We start from the raw sequence: 19,166 nt of genomic DNA, 5'->3' as shown, positions 1-19,166 counted from the left end.
TTCTGAATAACCGTCGACTTCTATAGCTGTGAACGTAGATCAATAAAATACCGAACGTAATCGTTGGGATAAGGATGTTTCTATGAAGCGACTATTTTGTTTGGCCGCGATTGCGGCTGCATTGATGGGGCACAGTTTCACTGCGCAAGCAGCAGGCGTGGAGTTCGGAGTCGGTCAGACCGGCGAATCAACCATGACTTATCGATTGGGCATGCAATTCGATTGGGACAAGAGTTGGTGGCACAGCGACGTGGGTCGTTTAACCGGTTACTGGAGCGGCGCCTACACCTATTGGGATGGCGACGAGACCACCAGCAATCACAGCCTTTCATTTTCGCCAGTGTTTGTTTACGAGTTCGCCGGTCAGAGCGTTAAGCCTTACGTCGAGCTCGGGTTTGGCGTGGCGGTGTTCGCCAGTACTGAAGTCGAAAGCAATGAACTGGGCAGCGCGTTTCAGTTCGAGGACCGCTTAGGTGTGGGCCTGCGCTTTGCCGGTGGGCATGAAGTCGGAATTCGCGCGACGCACTATTCCAATGCCGGGATTACCAGCCCGAACGATGGTATAGAAAGTTACGCGCTGCATTACACGATGCCATTGTAAGGATCACGGTCTGAGCAACATACCCTGTGGGAGCTAGCCTGCTGGCTCCCACATTGAGTTTCAGCGATACGCCGTCGAAATCCCTTGGCGCTCTTCGATGCATTCCGCCGCCCCCATCTCGAATTCCCTGCAGATCAGCGGGCGTTTTTCGTAGATGGTGCACATCATCGTGTTGCGATCCAGCGCGGCACACCAGCCGTCGTCCAGGCGCAACATGACCTCTCCACCCCAGTCATCGGTGTCGATGAATCGCTCGGGCACGCCGGTATCGGTGATCAGCATGACTTCGAGCTGGCAGCAGCAGGCTGCACAAGTCGAGCAGGTCACCGCGGGGGTGGCGATTTGTAGGTGAGGGATGTTTTTCATGGCGCGCAGTGTAAGGCAGTCAGCCGGCACCGTGTGAAAGCTCTGACGGACGCTCAGTCGCTGGCATCCGCTGCAAGTCTTTCGATCACAACTGATCCATGATTGGCGGGCTGCTGCGAACCATGCGTTTGCCAATCGCCAGCTTCGTCCGGTCGAGCATTTTCGGTAGCGGCCATAGGGTGGACATGAGCATCCCCGGCAGCGCGATCTCCAGTGGTCGGCTCCTGATTTCGTGGAAGATGTGCTGCGCAGCTTTCCCTGCCTTCCAGGAGAGTGGCATGGGTAAATCATTTTTCCCGTTCAGTGTCGTCTGGACGAACCCGGGATTGACCATTGTGACTTCGATCCCTTCCGGTGCGAGGTCGATGCGCAGGGATTCGAACAGGTAACGCATCCCGGCTTTCGAGCCGCGATAAGTTTCGGCGCGGGGCAGTGGCAGGTAAGTCACCGAGCTGGCCAGGCCCACCAGGTGCGGTGCGGTACCAGCGCGCAGCAATGGCAACGCGGCTTCGATGCAGAAGCTGCTGGCGAGCAGGTTGGTGCGCACCACATGCTCGATGATCGAGGCGTCGAACTGCTTGCCATCGACGTATTCGCAGGTGCCGGCGTTAAGGATCACGGTGTCCAGAGAGCCCCAGTCCCGAGCAATCCGTTCGCCGATTTCACGTACTGTCTGGCTGTTGGTCAAGTCACCAGCGACCACCAATACTTTTCCGGGGTAACGCAGGGACAAGACTTTCAGTGGGGCCAGCGAGCGGGCGCTAACAGCCAGGTGGGCGCCGCTCTTGAGTATTTCTTCAGCCAGCGCGGCGCCAATGCCGTTACTCGCACCGGTCAACCAGTATCGTCGTGGAGGGGTAAGATTCATCCCATTCTCCTTTGCAGAAAGCCAGTCGCCCGGCCAAATTCCATCTGGTGTTCATAGAGACGCTGCAGGAGGTTATTCATGGAGGCTCCCGGCAGTCTGCCGCGACGGCAGATTCTTGAAGGCAGCCAGGGCGCGGGCGCGGGAGGTGCTCAGGTCGACGATCGGCGCCGGATAACCTGCCACGCCGAACAAACCGCCAAGATGCGCCGGGTTATGCACAGCCTTTTTATCGAGCCCCGACAGTTGCGGGAGCCAGTGCTTGATGAACAAGCCTTCGGCGTCGAATTTTTCCGACTGGCTCAGCGGGTTGAAGATACGGAAATAAGGCGCCGAATCGGTGCCGGTGGACGAACTCCATTGCCAGCCGCCGTTGTTCGCGGCCAGGTCGCCGTCGATCAGGTGGCGCATGAAAAAGCGTTCGCCCTCGCGCCAGTCGATCAGCAGGTTCTTGGTCAGGAACATCGCCACCACCATGCGCAGGCGATTGTGCATCCAGCCGGTTTCCAGCAGTTGGCGCATGGCTGCGTCGATGATCGGCAAACCGGTGCGGCCCTGCTGCCAGGCGGCCAGTTCTTCAGGGGCGTTGCGCCACGCCAGGGCTTCGGTTTCCGGGCGAAAGGCACGGTGACGAGAAACCCGCGGGTAGCCCACCAGGATGTGTTTGTAGAACTCGCGCCACAGCAGTTCATTGATCCAGGTGATGGCGCCGACCTTGCCGCTTTCGAACTCGCCCTGGTTGCTTTGCAGCGCGGCATGCAGGCACTGGCGGGGCGAAATCACCCCGGCGGCCAGATAGGCCGAGAGCTGGCTGGTGCCGGGTTTTGCCGGAAAGTCGCGCTCGCTCTGGTAGTAGTCGATCTGTATGTCGGTAAAACTGTCGAGACGGCGCCGGGCTTCGTCTTCACCGGCCGGCCACAGCTCACGCAGGCTCTCCGGGGGGGCGTCGAACCCTTCGACCTGCGTCGGGATGGCGTCGCTGGCAATATTCAGTGCGGTTTGCGCCAGTGGTGTGCGTACCAGGCTGGGCAGTGAATGATGCAGTCGTTCATAACAGACTTTGCGGAACTGACTGAAGACCTGAAAGTAACTACCGGTTTTGGTCAGCACACTGCCGGGCTTGAATAGCAGTTGGTCGAGATAGTCATGGACCTCGATGCCTTCGGCTTTCAGGGCCTGGGCTACCGCTGCATCGCGGCGGGTTTCGTGGATGCCGTATTCCTCGTTGAGATGCACCGCATCGATCTGCAATTGCCGGCACAACTCGAGCAGCACTGCCGGTGCGTCATCCCAGCGTGGGGCATGGCGGATCAGCAGGGGAATGTTCAACTGGCCCAGCGCACCACTCAACGCCTGCAGGTTGCGCAGCCAGAAGTCCACTTTGCAGGGGGCATCATCATGTTCGCGCCATTGCTCCGGGCTCAATAGATACACCGCCACGGTCGGGCCACGGGCTGCCGCGGCCGAGAGGGCGGTGTTGTCATGCAGGCGCAGGTCGCTGCGCAGCCAGATCAATTGCATTGTTGTGTTCGCCCGTTTCATTGAACAAACGCCATTAGATGAGCCCGCGTTGAACGAGTGCCTGGTGCGCCGCCAAGGGGCTGTCGGCCAGGTACAGGTCACTGATTTCGGAAGTTATTGCGCACAACTCGGTGTGGTGGATGCACACCGTCGCTCCGACGATCATTTTTGGGCAACTGAGGCTGTTTAAAAGTTTCGGCAATGTTGAAAGTTTTATGGCTTTGCTGGAATAAAGCAGTACGCCCCGTGCTTGCAGAAGATCGACAGCCAGCGCAAGTTCACCGGCGGGCAATGGCCAGTCAAACACTTGCACCGGGCAATCGGCACTGCTGATCAACCAGGCCGTGAGCCACACGTGAGGTTCGAGTGGCAGATCCGATTGATTGATCAGCAGCAGTGGCGCGCCGTGTAACTGGCGGTTGTTGTGGTAGAGGCGCGCGCCAAATTTGCTTCTGAGCCAGGAGTAAAAAAATCCTCGCTCCATTTGCGTGCCGAACTGGCCTTGCCAGCGTTGTTCCAGCTCCGCCAGCAGGGGCATGAGTAACTGCTCGCACAGGGTGCGCGGCGGGTACAACGCCATGGCTTGGTTGATGGTGTCGTCCAGGGGGCGTTCGGTCAGCTGCGTGACGGCGGTGAACAGGGTATTGCGCAACACTTGCCAATCGTTTTCAACGAGTTCGCTGAAAGCCTGCGGCGTGTCGAGCAGTTGCTTGACCTGGCTGACGGCCACGCCGCGGTTGAGCCAGGTGAGAATCGTCAGAATACGTTGGACATGTTCAGCCGAGAACAGCCGGTGCCCCTTGGGCGTGCGGTGCGGCACGATCAGGCCGTAACGACGTTCCCAGGCTCGCAGTGTCACGGCGTTCACCCCAGTCTGCCGGGCAACTTCGCGAATCGGCAGCCAGCCATCATCCAGGGCCTTCTTGAAGTCGGCACCAAAGTCTTCGCTGGCGCTGCTGTCGAGTCGGGATTTCATTAGATTGCATTTCGCAGGCTGAGATTTTCCGGGTGAGGTTGCAGGTACGCCTGCTGATCGATGTACGGGTCGGGATGCTGGCGAAAGTGATGCTTGAGCAACGTCAGCGGCACCACCAGCGGCACGATGCCTTGGCGGTATTGCCCGATGAGGTTTTGCACCTCTTTCTTGTCCTCGGCGCTGATGGCTTTTTTCAGGTAACCGCAGAGGTGCTGCAAGACATTGGTGTGGGTGCGGCGGGTTGCGCATTGCTTCAGGGCCGCCATCAACAGGCTGAAGTAGCGTGGTCCGAGCTCTTTCGGGTCGGTCTGCCCCATGTTGCCCAGCAAATTGCCGAGCGTTTTGTATTGCACCGGGTTGTGGGCCATCAGCAGGTACTTGTAGCGCGAGTGAAATGTTGTCAATCCACGGCGACTCAGGCCTTCGTGCAACAACTGTTGCCAGGCGCTGTAGGCGAATACACGTGTGATAAAGTTTTCTCGCAGCACCGGGTCGTTCAGCCGACCGTCTTCTTCCACCGGCAAGTCTCCTTGCTGGGCACAGAACGCTTGGGCGTAGATGCCCCGTCCACCACCCTTCTGCGGTGCGCCATTGACGTGGTAGACCTTGACCCGCTCCAGGCCGCAGGAAGGGGATTGCTGCATGAAGATGTAACCGCAGATATCGTCAAGTTCCGCCGCCATGTGCCGACCATAGTCCGCCAGCGGCCGGGTGACGTTGATCTCGCGGTCGACAGTGCCGACGGCCTGAGGTGCGTCCGCATCCCCTACCAGGCGGATTGGCTGGCGCGGAGTACCCAGGCCAATGGCGACTTCAGGGCAGATCGGGACAAAATCGAAATAGTCGCTGAGGACCTGGCTGCACAGGCGCGATGCCTTGTGCCCGCCGTTGTAGCGCACGTCAAAACCCATCAGGCAGGCGCTGATGGCGATTTTCGGTTTGGCAGGGGGCAGGGGCATCGAACACCTCGGAATCTAAAACTGTACAGGGCTGAAAGTCTGTACAACATAGGTTCATCATAGATTCAAAGGTGTACAAGTCAAATTGTTTGTATAGGTTTTTCATCAGCTCCTACAGTTACCAGCCATCAGCTCGGATTGATGCAGTTCACTGCAAGTGTGCATGCAGGCGTCGGGCGGCTTCCTGGCCGCTGAGCCAGGCACCTTCGACGCGTCCGGAAAGGCACCAGTCGCCGCACGCATACAGCCCCAGGTCCGCATCGGCCAGGGTGCCCCACTCATGGCTGCTGGCAGGGCGGGCATAGAGCCAGCGGTGGGCCAGGCTGAAGCTGGGCGCGGGCATGGCATCGTGCAACAACTCGGCGAACGCGCCGTGCAATTGCTCGATCACTGCTTCTTTGGGCAAGTCGATATGCTGGCGACTCCAGGTACTGTTGGCGTGCAGCACCCAGGTGTCGAGGGTGTTGTCGCGCCCTGGTTTGCTGCGATTACGAGCCAGCCAGTCAATCGGACTGTCCTGCACGAAGCAGCCTTCCATTGGTGTTTCCAGGGGCGTCTCGAACGCCAGTGCAACGGCCCAGGTAGGGTCCATTTTTACCCCGGCGGCGGCGCCAGCGAGTTTTGGCGCGGAGGCCAGCAGCGCGGTTGCCTGGGGTGCCGGGGTGGCGATGACCACATGGCTGAACGGACCATGGGTGAAGCCTTCGGCATCCTGCAGGTGCCAGTGTTCTTCGCCGCGATACACCTCGGTGATCCGGCAGGCGAAATGCACTTCCAGGTCCCCCAGCAGGGAGCGGGTGATGGCGCTCATCCGCGGGGTGCCAACCCAGCGCGTCTGTTCGTCCGGCGACAGATCGAGCCGGCCACCATGGAAGGTGTACAGCTGCGGTGTCCATTCGGCGACCCAGCCACGGGCCTGCCAGCGCTGGACTTCGGTGACAAAACGACGGTCGCGGGCGGTGAAATATTGCGCACCCATGTCCAGGGCACCCGCATCGCTGCGCTTGCTCGACATGCGTCCGCCACTGCCGCGGCTTTTGTCGAAAAGTTGCACGACATACCCCAGGTCGGTCAGGGCTTGTGCGGCTGAGAGCCCGGCAATGCCGGTGCCGATGATTGCGATAGGTACAGTCATAAGGGCCTCGTTTACCTGTCTGTACAGACTACGCCGGGGTTGAAACCTGTACAATATTGTTTTTTGGTATAACTTTCAGCGTTCTCGTTCTGACAGCTTGGCCTATTGTTAAACACAGAGCCTACCCGATACCAAAAGATCCCTTGCTTATAAAAATAGACTAGTGATCAGGGTAAAACGCCACGCGAGGAAGAAGTCATGCACATATTGCTGACCGGCGGTACTGGTTTGATAGGACGTCAGCTCTGCCGGCACTGGTTGAGTCAAGGGCATCGCCTTACCGTCTGGAGCCGCACGCCTGCAAAGGTCGCCAAGATCTGTGGCGCCCAAGTGCGCGGCATCGGGCGGCTTGAAGAAATCGGACAAGACCCGCTCGACGCCATCGTCAATCTGGCCGGTGCCCCCATTGCCGATCGCCCATGGACCCACAAACGCAAAGCCCTGTTGTGGAGTAGCCGCATCACCCTGACTGAAACCCTGCTGGCATGGCTCGAAAGCCGTGAACAGAAGCCGCCGGTCCTGATTTCTGGGTCCGCGGTCGGTTGGTATGGCGATGGCGGTGAGCGCGAACTGACTGAGGATTCACCACCGGTCATCGATGACTTTGCCAGTCAGTTATGCATTGCCTGGGAGGAAACTGCCCAGCGCGCCGAAGGTTTGGGCATTCGCGTGATTTTCATTCGTACCGGGCTGGTGTTGTCGGCAGAGGGCGGCTTTTTGTCACGTCTGTTGATACCGTTCAAACTGGGGCTGGGCGGGCCTATCGGCAGTGGCCGGCAGTGGATGCCGTGGATCCATATCAACGATCAAATCGCCCTGATTGATTTTCTTCTGCACCGGCAAAGCGCCAGTGGTCCTTATAATGCCTGCGCGCCCAAACCGGTGCGCAACCGAGAGTTCGCCAAGACGTTGGGCAGCGTGCTGCACCGCCCGACGTTCATGCCCATGCCGGCCCTGGCATTAAAGGTAGGCCTGGGTGAATTGTCATTGTTGTTGCTGGGCGGCCAGAAGGCAGTACCGGCTCGCTTGCTGGAAGCGGGATTCACTTTCCAGTTCACTGATTTGCGCGCGGCCCTGGACGACCTTTCCAGCCGCCTTTGAAATAGGACGTTGCATGACCGATCACGCGTTGCTTCTGGTCAACCTGGGCTCACCGGCCTCCACTTCGGTGGCGGATGTGCGCAGTTACCTCAATCAATTTTTGATGGACCCGTATGTGATCGACCTGGCATGGCCGGTGCGACGCTTGCTGGTTTCGCTGATCCTGATCAAGCGCCCCGAGCAGTCGGCGCATGCCTACGCGTCGATCTGGTGGGACGAGGGTTCGCCATTGGTGGTTCTCAGCCGTCGCCTGCAGCAGGCCATGACTGAGCAGTGGCATCACGGCCCGGTGGAATTGGCGATGCGTTATGGCGAGCCATCGATTGAATCGACGTTGGTACGCCTGGCGGCCCAGGGTCACAGGAAGATCACTCTCGCACCCCTTTATCCACAGTTCGCCGACAGCACCGTGACCACGGTGATCGAGGAGGCCAAGCGAGTGGTGCGCGAGAAGCGGCTGGATGTGCAGTTTTCGATTCTCCAGCCGTTCTACGATCAACCGGAATACCTCAACGCGCTGGTGGCCAGCGCCAAGCCGTATTTGCTGCAGGGTTACGATCACCTGTTGTTGAGCTTCCATGGATTACCGGAGCGGCACCTGAGCAAGATCGACCCTACCGGTCACCATTGCTTAAAAAGCGCTGATTGCTGCCAGACCGCTTCGCCAGAAGTTTTGGCGACCTGCTACCGCGCCCAATGCCTGCGCACGGCATCCGAATTCGCCAAACGCATGGGATTGCCGGACGGCAAATGGTCGGTGTCGTTCCAGTCGCGCCTTGGGCGCGCCAAGTGGATTGAACCCTACACCGAGGCTCGCCTGGATGAGCTTGGCAAAAGCGGCGTGAAAAAGGTGCTGGTGATGTGCCCGGCATTCGTGGCCGATTGCATCGAGACGCTGGAAGAAATCGGTGATCGGGGGCTGGAGCAGTTCCGCGAAGCGGGAGGGGAGGAGTTGGTGCTGGTGCCGTGCCTCAACGATGATCCGCAGTGGGCGAAGGCGTTGAGTGCGTTGTGCGAACGAGCACCGCTGGTGCTTTAAAAGCTTCGCGAGCAGGCTCGCTCCCACAATAGATCTCCTCTGTGGGAGCGAGCCTGCTCGCGAAAGCTATTTCATCGACGGTGATGAACTCAAGCCATTACAACAGCGGATCTTGCGCTTTCTTGTGCTTCCAGCTGTCATTGCCCGGCAGGATCAGGTTCAGCGCAATCGCCACCACCGCGCACAGCGCGATGCCTTTGAGGCCGAAATCGTCCGGGCCAGTGCCCGTGCCGACCAGTACGCCGCCAATACCGAATACCAGGGTCACCGAGACGATCACCAAATTGCGTGCTTCGCCCAGGTCGATCTTGTGGCGAATCAGGGTGTTCATCCCCACGGCCGCAATCGAGCCGAACAACAGGCAAAGAATCCCGCCCATCACGGGTACCGGAATGCTTTGCAGCAGCGCACCGAATTTGCCGATGAACGCCAGGCTAATGGCGAAGATCGCCGCCCAGGTCATGATTTTCGGATTGTAGTTCTTGGTCAGCATCACCGCGCCCGTCACTTCGGCATAGGTGGTATTGGGCGGACCGCCGAACAGGCCGGCGGCGGTGGTGGCAATGCCATCGCCCAACAGGGTGCGATGCAGGCCAGGCTTCTTCAGGTAATCGCGACCGGTCACGCTACCCACGGCGATCACGCCGCCAATGTGCTCGATGGCTGGGGCCAGGGCTACCGGAACGATGAACAGGATCGCCTGCCAGTTGAATTCTGGCGCGGTGAAGTGGGGAATGGCGAACCATGGTGCAGCGGCAATTTTCGCGGTATCGACCACGCCAAAGTAGAACGACATGGCAAACCCGACGAAGACGCCGGAAATGATCGGCACCAGGCGGAAAATGCCTTTGCCGAACACTGCGACGATCAAGGTGGTCAGCAACGCCGGCATCGAGATCAGCATCGCCGTCTGGTAATGAATCAGTTCACTACCGTCACCGGCCTTGCCCATCGCCATGTTGGCGGCGATCGGCGCCATGGCCAGGCCGATGGAGATGATCACCGGGCCAATCACCACCGGTGGCAGCAGGCGGTCGATGAAGCCGGTGCCTTTGATTTTCACTGCCAGGCCGAGGAACGTATAGACAAAACCGGCCGCCATTACGCCGCCCATGGTCGCAGCGAGGCCGAATTGGCCCTTGGCGAGAATGATCGGAGTGATGAACGCGAAGCTCGATGCCAGGAACACCGGCACCTGGCGCCCGGTGACGACCTGGAACAGAATCGTCCCCAGGCCTGCGGTGAACAGTGCCACGTTGGGGTCGAGCCCCGTGATCAGCGGCATCAACACCAGGGCGCCGAAGGCCACGAACAGCATCTGGGCGCCAGACAGCACCGTGCGCCAGAGCGGATCGTTGAACTCTTGCTGCATGCTCACGCGTCCTTCTGCTTGGTGCCGAAGATCTTGTCGCCAGCATCGCCCAGGCCCGGGATGATGTAACCGTGTTCGTTGAGTTTCTGGTCAATGGACGCGGTGTAGATGATCACGTCCGGGTGAGCTTTCTCGACCACGGCGATACCTTCTGGTGCAGCGACAAGGACCATGGCGCGAATGTCTTTGCAACCGGCTTTTTTCAGCAGGTCGATGGTGGCAACCATCGAGCCGCCGGTGGCGAGCATCGGGTCGATGATCATTGCCAGGCGTTCGTCGATTTCCGGCACCAGCTTCTCGAGGTAGGTGTGGGCTTCGAGGGTTTCCTCGTTGCGGGCCACGCCCACGGCGCTGACTTTGGCGCCCGGGATCAGGCTCAGCACGCCTTCGAGCATGCCGATACCGGCACGCAGGATCGGCACGACGGTAATTTTCTTGCCGGCGATTTTCTCGACCGACACGGTGCCGCACCAACCTTCGATGTCGTATGTTTCCAACGGCAGGTCTTTGGTGGCTTCATAGGTCAGCAGGGCGCCGACTTCCTGAGCGAGCTCGCGGAAATTCTTCGTGCTGATGTCTGCGCGGCGCATTAGGCCAAGTTTGTGACGGATCAGCGGGTGGCGGATCTCGAGGATGGGCATGGGAAAGGCTCCGGCGGCGGGCAAAAAAACCGGGCTAGATTAATCTATCCGAGGGTGATGTCCTATAGACATAGAGTACGTTAGTCCACAATCGCTTGATCTGGCCTCACTTGATGCGTACCTTTGCCGACTTTTCCGAAACTGCCCCCCCTGGAGAGCGCCATGTCCGCTGATCTCGAGCATATCCGTCAAATCATGCGAGAGGCTGACTGCCTGTACACCGAAGCTGAAGTCGAGGCGGCCATCGCCCGCGTCGGTGCACAAATCAACGAACAATTGGCGGACAGCAATCCGGTGGTGTTCTGCGTGATGAACGGCGGGTTGATTTTCTCCGGCAAACTGCTCACCCATCTGCAATTCCCGCTGGAAGCCTCCTACCTGCACGCCACTCGCTATCGCAACGAAACCAGCGGCGGCGAGCTGTTCTGGAAAGCCAAGCCTGAAGTGTCGTTCATCGACCGTGACGTGCTGATCATCGACGATATCCTTGACGAAGGTCACACCCTGGGTGCCATCATCGACTTCTGCAAGCACGCTGGCGCGCGTAAAGTGCACACTGCCGTGCTGATCGACAAAGACCACGACCGCAAGGCTCGTCCGGACCTGAAGGCGGATTTCGTCGGTTTGCCTTGCATCGACCGTTACATCTTCGGCTACGGCATGGACTACAAAGGCTACTGGCGCAACGCCAACGGGATTTTTGCCGTTAAAGGAATGTAAGACATGACCTCGCCTCGCTTTCTTGACCACACCTTGTTCGCCGAATTGGCCGAGAAAGCGGCGGCCAACCCTCGTGGACGCCAGCATCACAACTTCCACCAGATGGAAGACGCCTGCCATCGCATGGCCGTGGGCTTGCAACCCTCGACGTATATCCCGCCTCATCGTCACCTGGGCGACAACAAGGCTGAAACCTTGCTGGTGCTCAAGGGGCGGCTGGGCGTATTGATCTTCGATGAGTCGGGCGCAGTCCTGAGCAAGACGGTGCTGCAGGCCGGTGGCGACTGTGTCGGCGTGGATTTGCCTACGGGCGTGTTCCACGGGCTGGTGGTGCTCGAAGCCGATAGCCTGATGTTCGAGTGCAAGGCGGGTCCCTATCGCCCGGTGGGCGAAAATGAACTGGCGCACTGGGCGCCACGTGAAGGCGAACCCGGTGTTGCCGAGTATCAGGCCTGGATGCGTGCGCAGTTCGATTGATCACTTGGAGCTTTTCATGAACCTGTTGATCCGTTGCTGCGCCGCCCTGTTGCTGACCCTCAGCCTGCCCCTGGCCGCCGCCCCCGCGCCCATGCACGCTCAATTCCTGCCGCCGGATGACTTGGCCCTGCGTGATGCGCAACCAGAGCAGCAACAACTGCTGCAAGTCACCGAGTATTCGGTGGTGGTCGGCAGTCAGCGTCAGTCCAGCCAGCAGCCGATCCCCGTCACTTCGCCGTTGCTGATCCGCCTCAAGGGCAAATCCTTGAACAAGGGGGCGACCATCAGTCAGGTGCTGGTCAATTTCGATGGCGAAAGCAAAAGCCTGAAAAAACCGCTCTACGACGACAAGAGCAAGACGCTGACGCTTTATTACCCGCAGGCTCAATACCGGGTGATCATGGATTTGTTGCGCAACGACACGGTGTATTGCCAGTTTCTCAGCTATGCCAACGGCCACATCTGGGCCGATCTGCACACCGGGGCTGTTCGTCCGCGTTGAGCCAGGCGCCCGCGCAGGGGTAAACTGCCCGCCCCGTGAAATGTCTGCGAGCTGGAGTCGGCAATGCGTAAAGATAAGAAACAAGTGATTGGTGACGAGATCGGCGATGAGCAGATCAAGTTGTTCCTCGATTTCGAACCGGTCGACGCGACTTCTCCGTCCCTGCACAAGCTGATCAAGGCGTACCGTGGTCTGCGGATCGACGACTTCGAGCGTTTCCTGACGTTCTTTGTCGAGGCCGGTTATGACGTGAACGGCAAGGACGAGCATGGCAAAACCTTCATTGCACTGATCCAGGATCAGCGCAATGCACAGGATTACATCGAGCTGATCGAAAAGGCCCGTGGCTGATCTATCTGTGGCGAGGGTATAAATCCCCCCGACATAAAAAAACGCCCCGCCATCAATGATGGACGGGGCGTTTTTCATGGGGTCGGATCAAGCGTAGCTTTCAGTCTCGCTGCTGGCTTCAACCAGTTCCAGGGCGACGTTGTTCTGCGTGTTGATCTTGCGATACAGCGCCGCGTCGGTTTCCAGGACTTTCTCCCGCGCCGGGAAGATCTCTGCCAGCTTGGCAGCCCATTCACCCTTGGCTTTGCCTGGGAAGCATTTTTCGATCAGTTCCAACATGATCGAAACCGTCACCGAAGCACCTGGCGAGGCGCCGAGCAGGGCGGCAAGGGAGCCGTCCTTGGCCGCGACCAGTTCGGTACCGAATTGCAGGACGCCGCCTTTTTTCGGGTCTTTCTTGATGATCTGCACCCGTTGGCCGGCCACTTCCAGGCGCCAGTCTTCGGCTTTCGCTTCGGGGTAGAAGCGACGCAGGGACTCCAGGCGCTGCTCCATCGACTGCATCACTTCGCTGACCAGGTACTTGGTCAGGTCCATGTTGTTTTTTGCCACCGCCAGCATCGGGCCGATGTTGCCAGCGCGAACCGACATCGGCAGGTCCATGAAGGAGCCGTGCTTGAGGAACTTGGTGGTGAAACCGGCGTATGGTCCGAACAGCAGGGATTTCTTGCCGTCGACGACGCGGGTGTCCAGGTGTGGGACAGACATCGGTGGCGAGCCCACGGCAGCCTGGCTGTAGACCTTTGCCTGGTGATGCTTGACCACTTCCGGGTTGTCGCAACGCAGCCATTGGCCACTGATCGGGAAACCGCCGAAGCCTTTGCTCTCTTCGATGCCCGAAGCCTGCAACAGTGGCAATGCCGCGCCACCTGCACCGAGGAAGACGAACTTGGCGTCGACTTCACGGCTGTTGCCGCTGTTGACGTCCTTGATGCTCACGGTCCAGCCGCCGTTGTTGCGCTTGAGGCCGGTCACGCGCTTGCAGTACTTGACCTGGGCATCGGGAGCGCTGGTCAGGTGCTTGAGCAACTGGTTGGTCAGGGCGCCGAAGTTGACGTCGGTACCGTTGATCACGCGAGTGGCCGCAAGAATTTCGCCAGGATCGCGCCCCGGCATCATCAGCGGCATCCACTCGGCCATCGTGGCCTTGTCTTCGGTATATTCCATGTCGGCGAAGGCGTGGTGCTTGTGCAGTACGTTGAAGCGCTCCTTGAGGAACGACACGCCGCTCTCGCCCTGCACGAAACTCAGGTGTGGCACCGGGCTGATGAACGATTTGCACGAGCCGAACGTGCCTTTCTTGGTCAGGTATGACCAGAATTGCTTCGACACCTCGAACTGGGTGTTGATGTGCACGGCTTTCTTGATGTCGACGGTGCCATCGGCAGCCTGCGGCGTGTAGTTCAGCTCGCACAGGCCGGCGTGACCGGTACCGGCGTTGTTCCACGGGTTGGAACTCTCCGCGGCACCGGAATCCATCAGCTCGACGACTTCCAGCTTGATCGCGGGGTCGAGCTCTTTGAGCAGTACCGCGAGGGTGGCGCTCATGATGCCGGCCCCTACCAGTACTACGTCGACTGCTTCGTTATGCGCCATTTAACGCGTCTCCAAAATCTGCAGCACCAAATTGACGGCATGGCTGCCAGGAGTGACGGGGCGTGTCTGTGTTGCCCCAGGTACCCATGGCAGGATCGCCATGTCCGAATCTTCGCAATTTTTCGCAACTTCGACGGACGCTACCTGCCGGGTCTAATAAGAGTCCCATGAACTCATTTCAACGTGCGACTGGCAATTCGACTTATGGTCGATACATCCGCTTGTGCAACCAAATCCGTAGCGGACAGGCTTCAGGCTCCGGTATTCGAGGTGTACTCGGTCCTGTGTCGTTGGGCTGTACTGGACGCTAATGGTGCATATTCAGACGCAAAACTATTCATTTGCTCGCCACACTCTTGTGAAGTTGTGAAAACCCGTTTTTTTCACGCTCTTTTGAAGACGTGAACCTCAAAAAAGGGCTGTCCCAGCCTGGCACCGTGCCCGGATGATTGGCCGCCAAGGGAACCCAGGCAGGCAATACGGGCAAACAGCTCAGTGACCGAGCGTAATGACAGCTCTGCAGATTCGCGAAAAGTGGAGGTTGTGCTTGAGGAACAGCAAGCGCGCCAGCTTCACTCGATCTGTGTGGGCGGCTCTCTGTGGGCGGTGCGGGGTGCCAAAACCGAAGCATTGACGATGCTGCGAGGCCCGATCAGGAGACGTCCTTATAATCGGGGGGAGATTGTAGCGAAGAAACGCAGGGAATTGGTCGTGTTTAATGACTTTTATTAGGCGTCTGGTCAGGTCGCCATCAGGTTTTGTACCCGTGAGCGCGGTGGGTGCTGGCTGACACGCGCACTGGCAGGCAGCGGTTGGTGCAACCAGTTGAGGCGAATTTCTTCGATTTCAACCCAGCCATCGCCCATGGGCTGGAGGCTGCACTGCTTGAATGCCAGGCAGAGGCCGTTGCTGTCGAGCAGGGCAAAGCAGCGGTGCCGTGGACGTGGTGCGAACAGCGAAACGAGGAAACGCATGGCGACGTACCGTGTGGGGGGCTGTTGCAAAGAATGGCAGCGAGCCGTTACGTGCAAGTGTATGGGGGGTGACAGATGCGTGACAGGAAGGGGATTCTGAAAGTTTTGTCAGAATTTTCTGCAATGGTTGCGCTGGTTCGCTGCAGCGACGCACCGCTATACTGCGGACCTGTTAGTGCCTGATTCTGGAGAGAAGAGAATGTTGCAACGCCTGTTGTTCGGTTTGATCACTGTGACCAGCTTGACGTTGGTCGGCTGCGCCCACAGCCCGCAACAACTGAACCCGGAACCCAAGCTGACGGCTCAATTGGCGCCGGTCGGCCACGGCCAGCCGGTGGTGGTGCGAGTGGTCGACGGGCGCCCGTCGCCAACCCTGGGCACCCGTGGCGGCCTGTACCCGGAAACCAGCGCGATTACCGTGCAGGGCGCACAGATCCTGCCGAAACTGCAGGCGCAGGCTGAAGCGGCCGTGCGATTGCTGGGCTTTACTCCGACGGCGAATGCGCTGAACGCCCCACAAATCACCGTGACCCTGGCCGAATTGAAGTACCAGTCGCCGAAAGAGGGCATGTACGTGACCGAGGCAACCATTGGTGCGACGTTCCGTTCCGATGTACAGAATGCCAACCGTCGCTACAGCGGTCGTTACGGCGCGTCCCTGGACCAGCGTTTCGGCATGGCACCCAACCAGGAAACCAACACCAAGCTGGTCAGCGACGTGTTGAGCGATGCGTTGACCCGCTTGTTCAAGGATCCAACCGTGGGTCAGGTTCTCGGCGAGTAATGCGAGCCCCGTAGGAGCTGCCGAAGGTTCGGGCCGCGTTCGGACGATCTTTTGATCTTGATCTTCGGCAGTTCCAAATCCCCCAAAAGCAAAGTCAAAAGATCGTCCGAACTCGGCCCGAACCTGCGGCAGCTCCTACAAAAGGATCGCAGGCGGTCTTGAGCAAAACGGCGTTAATTGTCGGAAAGACAGGGAAGGCTGCAAGGCATTCGGTAGAATCACGGCCGCGGTCGTCGGTCGGCGTCTGCCCTACCTGTTTTGTTTGAGGTTCGTAATGTCGCTGCATTTGATGACGCTGTTTACCGCCCATCCGGCAAAATTGATCAACTTGCTGGCTTTGCTGCTGGCCTTCCCGGGCAGTTGGCTGCTGCACGCCACGCGTCGCCGCGAACAGCGCGCGATGGCCAGTCTCCAGGCGCAACGCCAGAGCAGTCCAAGTCAGGAGCCGACGCTGGATTGGGCAACCCTGCGCATGAACCGGTTTTTCTATCGCTTCGGTTTTGCCTGCATGGGGTTGGCGCTGCTGGTGTCGTGGATCAGCACCCAGGTCTGAATCTTTTTATCTGGAACAAAAACGGCGCTCGTAGGCGCCGTTCTCGTATCCAAGGTTAAAGCGGCAATCCAGCCTTCACCCGATACTGATTGCGCACCGGGTTCGCATATTGCAGCACCAGGTACGGGCGATGTTCCTCGGGGCACGCATCCAGGCGTTGCTGCCATTGTTCCTGAGCCTTGGCCAGTTCGTCGGCCGGGAACAGCTTGCTGGCGCTTGGTACCTGCAGTTGCGGGTCGGCACCTTGCCATTGGGCATAGGCCAGGTAGTGCACCGGGAACAAGCGGTAACCGCCAAGGATCTGCTTGTCCATCTCGATCGCCAATTGCTTGGTGTCTTCGAACAACTCCGTGATGGGAGCCGCAAAGTTCACGTGCACCCGGCCCTTGTAGCCGGTGATGCCCTTGGCGATGCTCACGTCATCCTCACCCGGGGCCTTGGTGTAGCTGCCGGTGGTGGCGCGGATGTAGAGTTCGCGGGCCTTGGCCTGGTCGCACGGGTCGTACTCGTAGCTGATCGACACGGGGGTCAGGTTCAGCGAACGGATGACCTCACCGAACGGCTCGTCCTTGCGGCTCATGTGGAACATCTTCAGGATCGCCGACTCGGTGCGGTCGTCGCCGTCCTTGGCTCGGCCTTCCGCCTGGGCGATCCAGATCGAGGCGCAATCGTTGCGGATCGAATGGTTGATGTACGCCGACAGCAGTTGGTACGCCGCCATTTTCTCGCGACGTCCGGTGATCGAACGGTGCACGATGAAGCTCTTGTTCAGGCGCATGAGATCGCTGACAAAGGGCTTTTGCAGCAGATTGTCACCGATGGCGATGCGCGGGGTCGGCAGGCCGGCGTGGTACACGGCGTAATTGACGAAAGCCGGGTCCATCACGATATCGCGGTGGTTGGCGATGAACAGGTAGGCACTGCCGGACTTGAATTGCTCCACGCCGGTGTACGTCACACCGTCCGTGGCGCGCTCGATCGTGTGGTCGACGTAGTACTCGACTTTGTCCTGCAGGGTGGCCACCGACGTGATACCGGCGAACTCACGGCGTAGCCGATGAGCTATAAGGGGTTTGAGCGCCCAGCCTAAGGCGCCGGCAAAACGCGGAAAGCGGAAGTGGGTGAGGATATCTAGAAACGCCTTGTCGCCGAGCAGTCGTGCCAGCACCGCTGGGACTTCGCTATCGTCGTAAGGTCGGATGGCATCGAATTCGCCCATCATGCTCTCTTGTTAGAAACGGCTAGGGTAAGTAAAGGTTTTGATCGAAAACCAGCAGGGCACGGTCTGAAAAAGTAGCCAGACAAAAATAGCCCTGCAAATAGACCGGCGATTATACGCACAAGTCACCTGGGAGACCGCGATGCTGGAATCTGCACTGTATGAATGTCCGTATTGTGGTGAAGAAGTCGAAACGACGGTGGACTTGTCGGGCGGCGATCAGACCTATATCGAGGACTGTCAGGTATGTTGCCGGCCGATCACGTTCGTGTTGCAGGTTCACGGAGAGGATTGGTTTCTGGAAGTCTTCAGTGAAAACGAGTGAGAGGCGCCCATGCAGCGAATCTACGAACCGGAAAACCTGATGGAAGGCGAGTTGCTGCAGGGCATGCTCGCCAGCGAGGGTGTCGAGGCGCACCTGGTGGGGCGCGATCTGGTGGGCGCCACGGGTGAATTGCCGATCTTCGGCCTGCTGGGACTGGCGGTGGAAAATGACCAGGCTGAATACGCCCGAGAGCTGATCACTGCGTACAATGCTGCGCTGCCGCTGTCCGGCGATGAACCGGACAGCTTTCCCGGCACGCTGGTCTGTTAGGCTGGCGTTCGTTTGATCAAGAGTCGTGCATCCCCATGTGTGGACGTTATGCCCTGTTTCGCTGGAATCGCGACTTCGCGACCCTGCCAGGTTTTCCGGCCGATCAGCAGGCCCAGTGGAATATTTCTCCCAACGATTCGGTACTGATGCTGCGCGCAGGCCCGGACGGGCAGCGTGAACTGGCCCGTGCCCGCTGGGGCCTGACCCCGCCGTGGCTGACCGATTTGTCCCGCACCCCGGCCCATGCGCGGGCCGAAACCGTCGCCGAACAGCCGATGTTTCGCCAGGCCTTGCGCGAGCGCCGCTGCCTGTTGCCGGCCAACGGTTTCTACGAATGGCGCGGCACCACTCGCAAGCGGCCGTACTGGCTGACACCGGGGGAGGGCTCATCGCTGTTTTTCGCCGCCATCTGGGAGGCCTATCCGGTGCAGGAACAGGTGTGGCTGAGCACGGCGGTGATCACGCAACCGGCGGCGAGTCAGCGTCGACCGTTGATTCTCGATGAAGTGGGGCAGCAAATCTGGCTCGATCCCGAAACCCCGCTGCATGCCCTGCAAGCGTTGCTCGCCAGCGAACCTGCTGCGTTGCGTGAGCGGGTGCTGGCCAACATGGTCAATGATCCAAAGCTCAATGGGCCGGAGTGTCTTACGCCGGGTTGAAAAGATCGCAGCCTGCGGCAGCTCCTGCTTTGGATGGGCGGGTGTTGTGAATTTTTTCCTGCGTTGGTGAGAGCTTTGCCTGAAAAAAACGTCTTAATTCCAGTGTATCTGGCGTCGATACATTTCCACGCCTAGGATAGGCGGCAGTTTTCATGGAGTC

General features: G+C 59.2%; 24 protein-coding genes. 12 read left to right on the top strand and 12 right to left on the bottom strand.

Annotated elements, in window-relative coordinates; genetic code table 11:
* The first annotated feature begins 82 nt into the window (after nt 1-82).
* Nucleotides 83-601: an acyloxyacyl hydrolase gene (locus AC3WWR_RS11200; RefSeq protein WP_489326383.1), complete on the top strand. Its 519-nt coding sequence runs from the start codon at nt 83-85 to the stop codon at nt 599-601.
* A gap of 60 nt (nt 602-661) precedes the next feature.
* Here the strand turns inward: AC3WWR_RS11200 and AC3WWR_RS11195 are convergent, their stop codons facing one another.
* The 6 genes from AC3WWR_RS11195 to AC3WWR_RS11170 all read right to left on the bottom strand — a co-directional run bounded on the left by AC3WWR_RS11195 (nt 662) and on the right by AC3WWR_RS11170 (nt 6,423).
* Complete coding sequence (locus AC3WWR_RS11195; RefSeq protein ID WP_033044015.1) at nt 662-967, bottom strand: YkgJ family cysteine cluster protein; 306 nt, start codon at nt 965-967, stop codon at nt 662-664.
* A gap of 85 nt (nt 968-1,052) precedes the next feature.
* Nucleotides 1,053-1,835: an SDR family NAD(P)-dependent oxidoreductase gene (locus AC3WWR_RS11190; RefSeq protein WP_020799748.1), complete on the bottom strand. Its 783-nt coding sequence runs from the start codon at nt 1,833-1,835 to the stop codon at nt 1,053-1,055.
* A gap of 72 nt (nt 1,836-1,907) precedes the next feature.
* Nucleotides 1,908-3,353 carry a deoxyribodipyrimidine photo-lyase gene (gene phrB, locus AC3WWR_RS11185; protein ID WP_033044014.1) on the bottom strand — a complete coding sequence of 482 codons (1,446 nt, stop codon included), beginning with the start codon at nt 3,351-3,353 and terminating at the stop codon, nt 1,908-1,910.
* 34 nt (nt 3,354-3,387) lie between these two features.
* A complete protein-coding gene (locus AC3WWR_RS11180) occupies nt 3,388-4,329 on the bottom strand; it encodes a MerR family transcriptional regulator (RefSeq protein ID WP_033044013.1) in 942 nt (313 codons plus the stop codon).
* The gene (locus tag AC3WWR_RS11175; RefSeq protein WP_033044012.1) at nt 4,329-5,288 is read right to left on the bottom strand and encodes a YbgA family protein; all 960 of its coding nucleotides are present in this window, start codon (nt 5,286-5,288) and stop codon (nt 4,329-4,331) included. The genes AC3WWR_RS11180 and AC3WWR_RS11175 overlap by 1 nt, the downstream gene beginning before the upstream one ends.
* A 148-nt stretch (nt 5,289-5,436) precedes the next feature.
* Nucleotides 5,437-6,423 (bottom strand): NAD(P)/FAD-dependent oxidoreductase, encoded by a 987-nt coding sequence (locus tag AC3WWR_RS11170; RefSeq protein WP_033044011.1) that lies wholly within the window; start codon nt 6,421-6,423, stop codon nt 5,437-5,439.
* Between the two features lie 198 nt (nt 6,424-6,621).
* Between AC3WWR_RS11170 and AC3WWR_RS11165 the strand changes: the two genes are divergently transcribed.
* The gene (locus AC3WWR_RS11165) at nt 6,622-7,524 is read left to right on the top strand and encodes a TIGR01777 family oxidoreductase (protein ID WP_033044010.1); all 903 of its coding nucleotides are present in this window, start codon (nt 6,622-6,624) and stop codon (nt 7,522-7,524) included.
* A 13-nt stretch (nt 7,525-7,537) separates the two neighbouring features.
* Nucleotides 7,538-8,563 (top strand): ferrochelatase, encoded by a 1,026-nt coding sequence (gene hemH, locus AC3WWR_RS11160; protein WP_033044008.1) that lies wholly within the window; start codon nt 7,538-7,540, stop codon nt 8,561-8,563.
* 97 nt (nt 8,564-8,660) lie between these two features.
* Here the strand turns inward: hemH and AC3WWR_RS11155 are convergent, their stop codons facing one another.
* Both AC3WWR_RS11155 and upp read right to left on the bottom strand, forming a co-directional pair.
* Nucleotides 8,661-9,935, bottom strand: coding sequence for a uracil-xanthine permease family protein (locus tag AC3WWR_RS11155; RefSeq protein ID WP_020799756.1), 1,275 nt, complete (start codon nt 9,933-9,935; stop codon nt 8,661-8,663).
* Nucleotides 9,936-9,937: 2 nt separating this feature from the next.
* Nucleotides 9,938-10,576: a uracil phosphoribosyltransferase gene (upp, locus tag AC3WWR_RS11150; protein WP_008060213.1), complete on the bottom strand. Its 639-nt coding sequence runs from the start codon at nt 10,574-10,576 to the stop codon at nt 9,938-9,940.
* A gap of 162 nt (nt 10,577-10,738) precedes the next feature.
* Between upp and AC3WWR_RS11145 the strand changes: the two genes are divergently transcribed.
* From AC3WWR_RS11145 to AC3WWR_RS11130, 4 genes are all read left to right on the top strand, one after another.
* Nucleotides 10,739-11,296, top strand: coding sequence for a hypoxanthine-guanine phosphoribosyltransferase (locus tag AC3WWR_RS11145; protein WP_020799757.1), 558 nt, complete (start codon nt 10,739-10,741; stop codon nt 11,294-11,296).
* 3 nt (nt 11,297-11,299) lie between these two features.
* Complete coding sequence (locus AC3WWR_RS11140; protein ID WP_033044006.1) at nt 11,300-11,773, top strand: WbuC family cupin fold metalloprotein; 474 nt, start codon at nt 11,300-11,302, stop codon at nt 11,771-11,773.
* Nucleotides 11,774-11,789: 16 nt separating this feature from the next.
* On the top strand, nt 11,790-12,275 hold the full coding sequence (locus AC3WWR_RS11135) for a hypothetical protein (RefSeq protein WP_020799760.1): 486 nt from the start codon (nt 11,790-11,792) through the stop codon (nt 12,273-12,275).
* A gap of 63 nt (nt 12,276-12,338) precedes the next feature.
* Entirely contained in the window at nt 12,339-12,626 is a 288-nt protein-coding gene (locus AC3WWR_RS11130) for a PA4642 family protein (RefSeq protein WP_179055767.1), read from the top strand.
* 87 nt (nt 12,627-12,713) lie between these two features.
* On the opposite strand, the gene mqo is transcribed toward AC3WWR_RS11130, so the two are convergent.
* Nucleotides 12,714-14,222 carry a malate dehydrogenase (quinone) gene (gene mqo, locus AC3WWR_RS11125; RefSeq protein ID WP_492598698.1) on the bottom strand — a complete coding sequence of 503 codons (1,509 nt, stop codon included), beginning with the start codon at nt 14,220-14,222 and terminating at the stop codon, nt 12,714-12,716.
* A gap of 740 nt (nt 14,223-14,962) precedes the next feature.
* Nucleotides 14,963-15,196, bottom strand: coding sequence for a hypothetical protein (locus tag AC3WWR_RS11120; protein ID WP_020799763.1), 234 nt, complete (start codon nt 15,194-15,196; stop codon nt 14,963-14,965).
* Nucleotides 15,197-15,395: 199 nt separating this feature from the next.
* Here AC3WWR_RS11120 and AC3WWR_RS11115 point away from each other — a divergent pair, with 199 nt between their 5' ends.
* The gene (locus tag AC3WWR_RS11115) at nt 15,396-15,980 is read left to right on the top strand and encodes a YajG family lipoprotein (protein ID WP_008060219.1); all 585 of its coding nucleotides are present in this window, start codon (nt 15,396-15,398) and stop codon (nt 15,978-15,980) included.
* 274 nt (nt 15,981-16,254) lie between these two features.
* Complete coding sequence (locus AC3WWR_RS11110; RefSeq protein WP_020799764.1) at nt 16,255-16,533, top strand: hypothetical protein; 279 nt, start codon at nt 16,255-16,257, stop codon at nt 16,531-16,533.
* A gap of 55 nt (nt 16,534-16,588) precedes the next feature.
* On the opposite strand, the gene AC3WWR_RS11105 is transcribed toward AC3WWR_RS11110, so the two are convergent.
* Entirely contained in the window at nt 16,589-17,755 is a 1,167-nt protein-coding gene (locus tag AC3WWR_RS11105; RefSeq protein WP_020799765.1) for a 1-acyl-sn-glycerol-3-phosphate acyltransferase, read from the bottom strand.
* Nucleotides 17,756-17,894: 139 nt separating this feature from the next.
* Between AC3WWR_RS11105 and AC3WWR_RS11100 the strand changes: the two genes are divergently transcribed.
* Genes AC3WWR_RS11100 through AC3WWR_RS11090 form a run of 3 tightly spaced genes read left to right on the top strand, consistent with a single transcriptional unit; the run spans nt 17,895 to nt 19,006 of the window.
* Nucleotides 17,895-18,077, top strand: coding sequence for a CPXCG motif-containing cysteine-rich protein (locus AC3WWR_RS11100; protein ID WP_020799766.1), 183 nt, complete (start codon nt 17,895-17,897; stop codon nt 18,075-18,077).
* Between the two features lie 9 nt (nt 18,078-18,086).
* Nucleotides 18,087-18,347: a putative signal transducing protein gene (locus AC3WWR_RS11095; protein WP_020799767.1), complete on the top strand. Its 261-nt coding sequence runs from the start codon at nt 18,087-18,089 to the stop codon at nt 18,345-18,347.
* A gap of 35 nt (nt 18,348-18,382) precedes the next feature.
* Entirely contained in the window at nt 18,383-19,006 is a 624-nt protein-coding gene (locus AC3WWR_RS11090) for an SOS response-associated peptidase (RefSeq protein ID WP_020799768.1), read from the top strand.
* Here the strand turns inward: AC3WWR_RS11090 and AC3WWR_RS11085 are convergent.
* Complete coding sequence (locus AC3WWR_RS11085) at nt 18,993-19,160, bottom strand: hypothetical protein (protein ID WP_160171752.1); 168 nt, start codon at nt 19,158-19,160, stop codon at nt 18,993-18,995. The genes AC3WWR_RS11090 and AC3WWR_RS11085 overlap by 14 nt on opposite strands.
* Nucleotides 19,161-19,166 lie beyond the last annotated feature (6 nt).

This window comes from Pseudomonas sp. EB271-G4-1, from assembly GCF_058791355.1.
This window is presented reverse-complemented; position numbering and strand designations above follow the sequence as displayed.

Excerpts from the sequence above, each read along its gene's own strand:
- AC3WWR_RS11200 (WP_489326383.1), top strand. The coding sequence starts at position 83 with ATGAAGCGACTATTTTGTTTGGCCGCGATTGCGGCTGCATTGATGGGG.
- AC3WWR_RS11195 (WP_033044015.1), bottom strand. The coding sequence starts at position 967 with ATGAAAAACATCCCTCACCTACAAATCGCCACCCCCGCGGTGACCTGC.
- AC3WWR_RS11190 (WP_020799748.1), bottom strand. The coding sequence starts at position 1,835 with ATGAATCTTACCCCTCCACGACGATACTGGTTGACCGGTGCGAGTAAC.
- phrB (WP_033044014.1), bottom strand. The coding sequence starts at position 3,353 with ATGCAATTGATCTGGCTGCGCAGCGACCTGCGCCTGCATGACAACACC.
- AC3WWR_RS11180 (WP_033044013.1), bottom strand. The coding sequence starts at position 4,329 with ATGAAATCCCGACTCGACAGCAGCGCCAGCGAAGACTTTGGTGCCGAC.
- AC3WWR_RS11175 (WP_033044012.1), bottom strand. The coding sequence starts at position 5,288 with ATGCCCCTGCCCCCTGCCAAACCGAAAATCGCCATCAGCGCCTGCCTG.
- AC3WWR_RS11170 (WP_033044011.1), bottom strand. The coding sequence starts at position 6,423 with ATGACTGTACCTATCGCAATCATCGGCACCGGCATTGCCGGGCTCTCA.
- AC3WWR_RS11165 (WP_033044010.1), top strand. The coding sequence starts at position 6,622 with ATGCACATATTGCTGACCGGCGGTACTGGTTTGATAGGACGTCAGCTC.
- hemH (WP_033044008.1), top strand. The coding sequence starts at position 7,538 with ATGACCGATCACGCGTTGCTTCTGGTCAACCTGGGCTCACCGGCCTCC.
- AC3WWR_RS11155 (WP_020799756.1), bottom strand. The coding sequence starts at position 9,935 with ATGCAGCAAGAGTTCAACGATCCGCTCTGGCGCACGGTGCTGTCTGGC.
- upp (WP_008060213.1), bottom strand. The coding sequence starts at position 10,576 with ATGCCCATCCTCGAGATCCGCCACCCGCTGATCCGTCACAAACTTGGC.
- AC3WWR_RS11145 (WP_020799757.1), top strand. The coding sequence starts at position 10,739 with ATGTCCGCTGATCTCGAGCATATCCGTCAAATCATGCGAGAGGCTGAC.
- AC3WWR_RS11140 (WP_033044006.1), top strand. The coding sequence starts at position 11,300 with ATGACCTCGCCTCGCTTTCTTGACCACACCTTGTTCGCCGAATTGGCC.
- AC3WWR_RS11135 (WP_020799760.1), top strand. The coding sequence starts at position 11,790 with ATGAACCTGTTGATCCGTTGCTGCGCCGCCCTGTTGCTGACCCTCAGC.
- AC3WWR_RS11130 (WP_179055767.1), top strand. The coding sequence starts at position 12,339 with ATGCGTAAAGATAAGAAACAAGTGATTGGTGACGAGATCGGCGATGAG.
- mqo (WP_492598698.1), bottom strand. The coding sequence starts at position 14,222 with ATGGCGCATAACGAAGCAGTCGACGTAGTACTGGTAGGGGCCGGCATC.
- AC3WWR_RS11120 (WP_020799763.1), bottom strand. The coding sequence starts at position 15,196 with ATGCGTTTCCTCGTTTCGCTGTTCGCACCACGTCCACGGCACCGCTGC.
- AC3WWR_RS11115 (WP_008060219.1), top strand. The coding sequence starts at position 15,396 with ATGTTGCAACGCCTGTTGTTCGGTTTGATCACTGTGACCAGCTTGACG.
- AC3WWR_RS11110 (WP_020799764.1), top strand. The coding sequence starts at position 16,255 with ATGTCGCTGCATTTGATGACGCTGTTTACCGCCCATCCGGCAAAATTG.
- AC3WWR_RS11105 (WP_020799765.1), bottom strand. The coding sequence starts at position 17,755 with ATGATGGGCGAATTCGATGCCATCCGACCTTACGACGATAGCGAAGTC.
- AC3WWR_RS11100 (WP_020799766.1), top strand. The coding sequence starts at position 17,895 with ATGCTGGAATCTGCACTGTATGAATGTCCGTATTGTGGTGAAGAAGTC.
- AC3WWR_RS11095 (WP_020799767.1), top strand. The coding sequence starts at position 18,087 with ATGCAGCGAATCTACGAACCGGAAAACCTGATGGAAGGCGAGTTGCTG.
- AC3WWR_RS11090 (WP_020799768.1), top strand. The coding sequence starts at position 18,383 with ATGTGTGGACGTTATGCCCTGTTTCGCTGGAATCGCGACTTCGCGACC.
- AC3WWR_RS11085 (WP_160171752.1), bottom strand. The coding sequence starts at position 19,160 with ATGAAAACTGCCGCCTATCCTAGGCGTGGAAATGTATCGACGCCAGAT.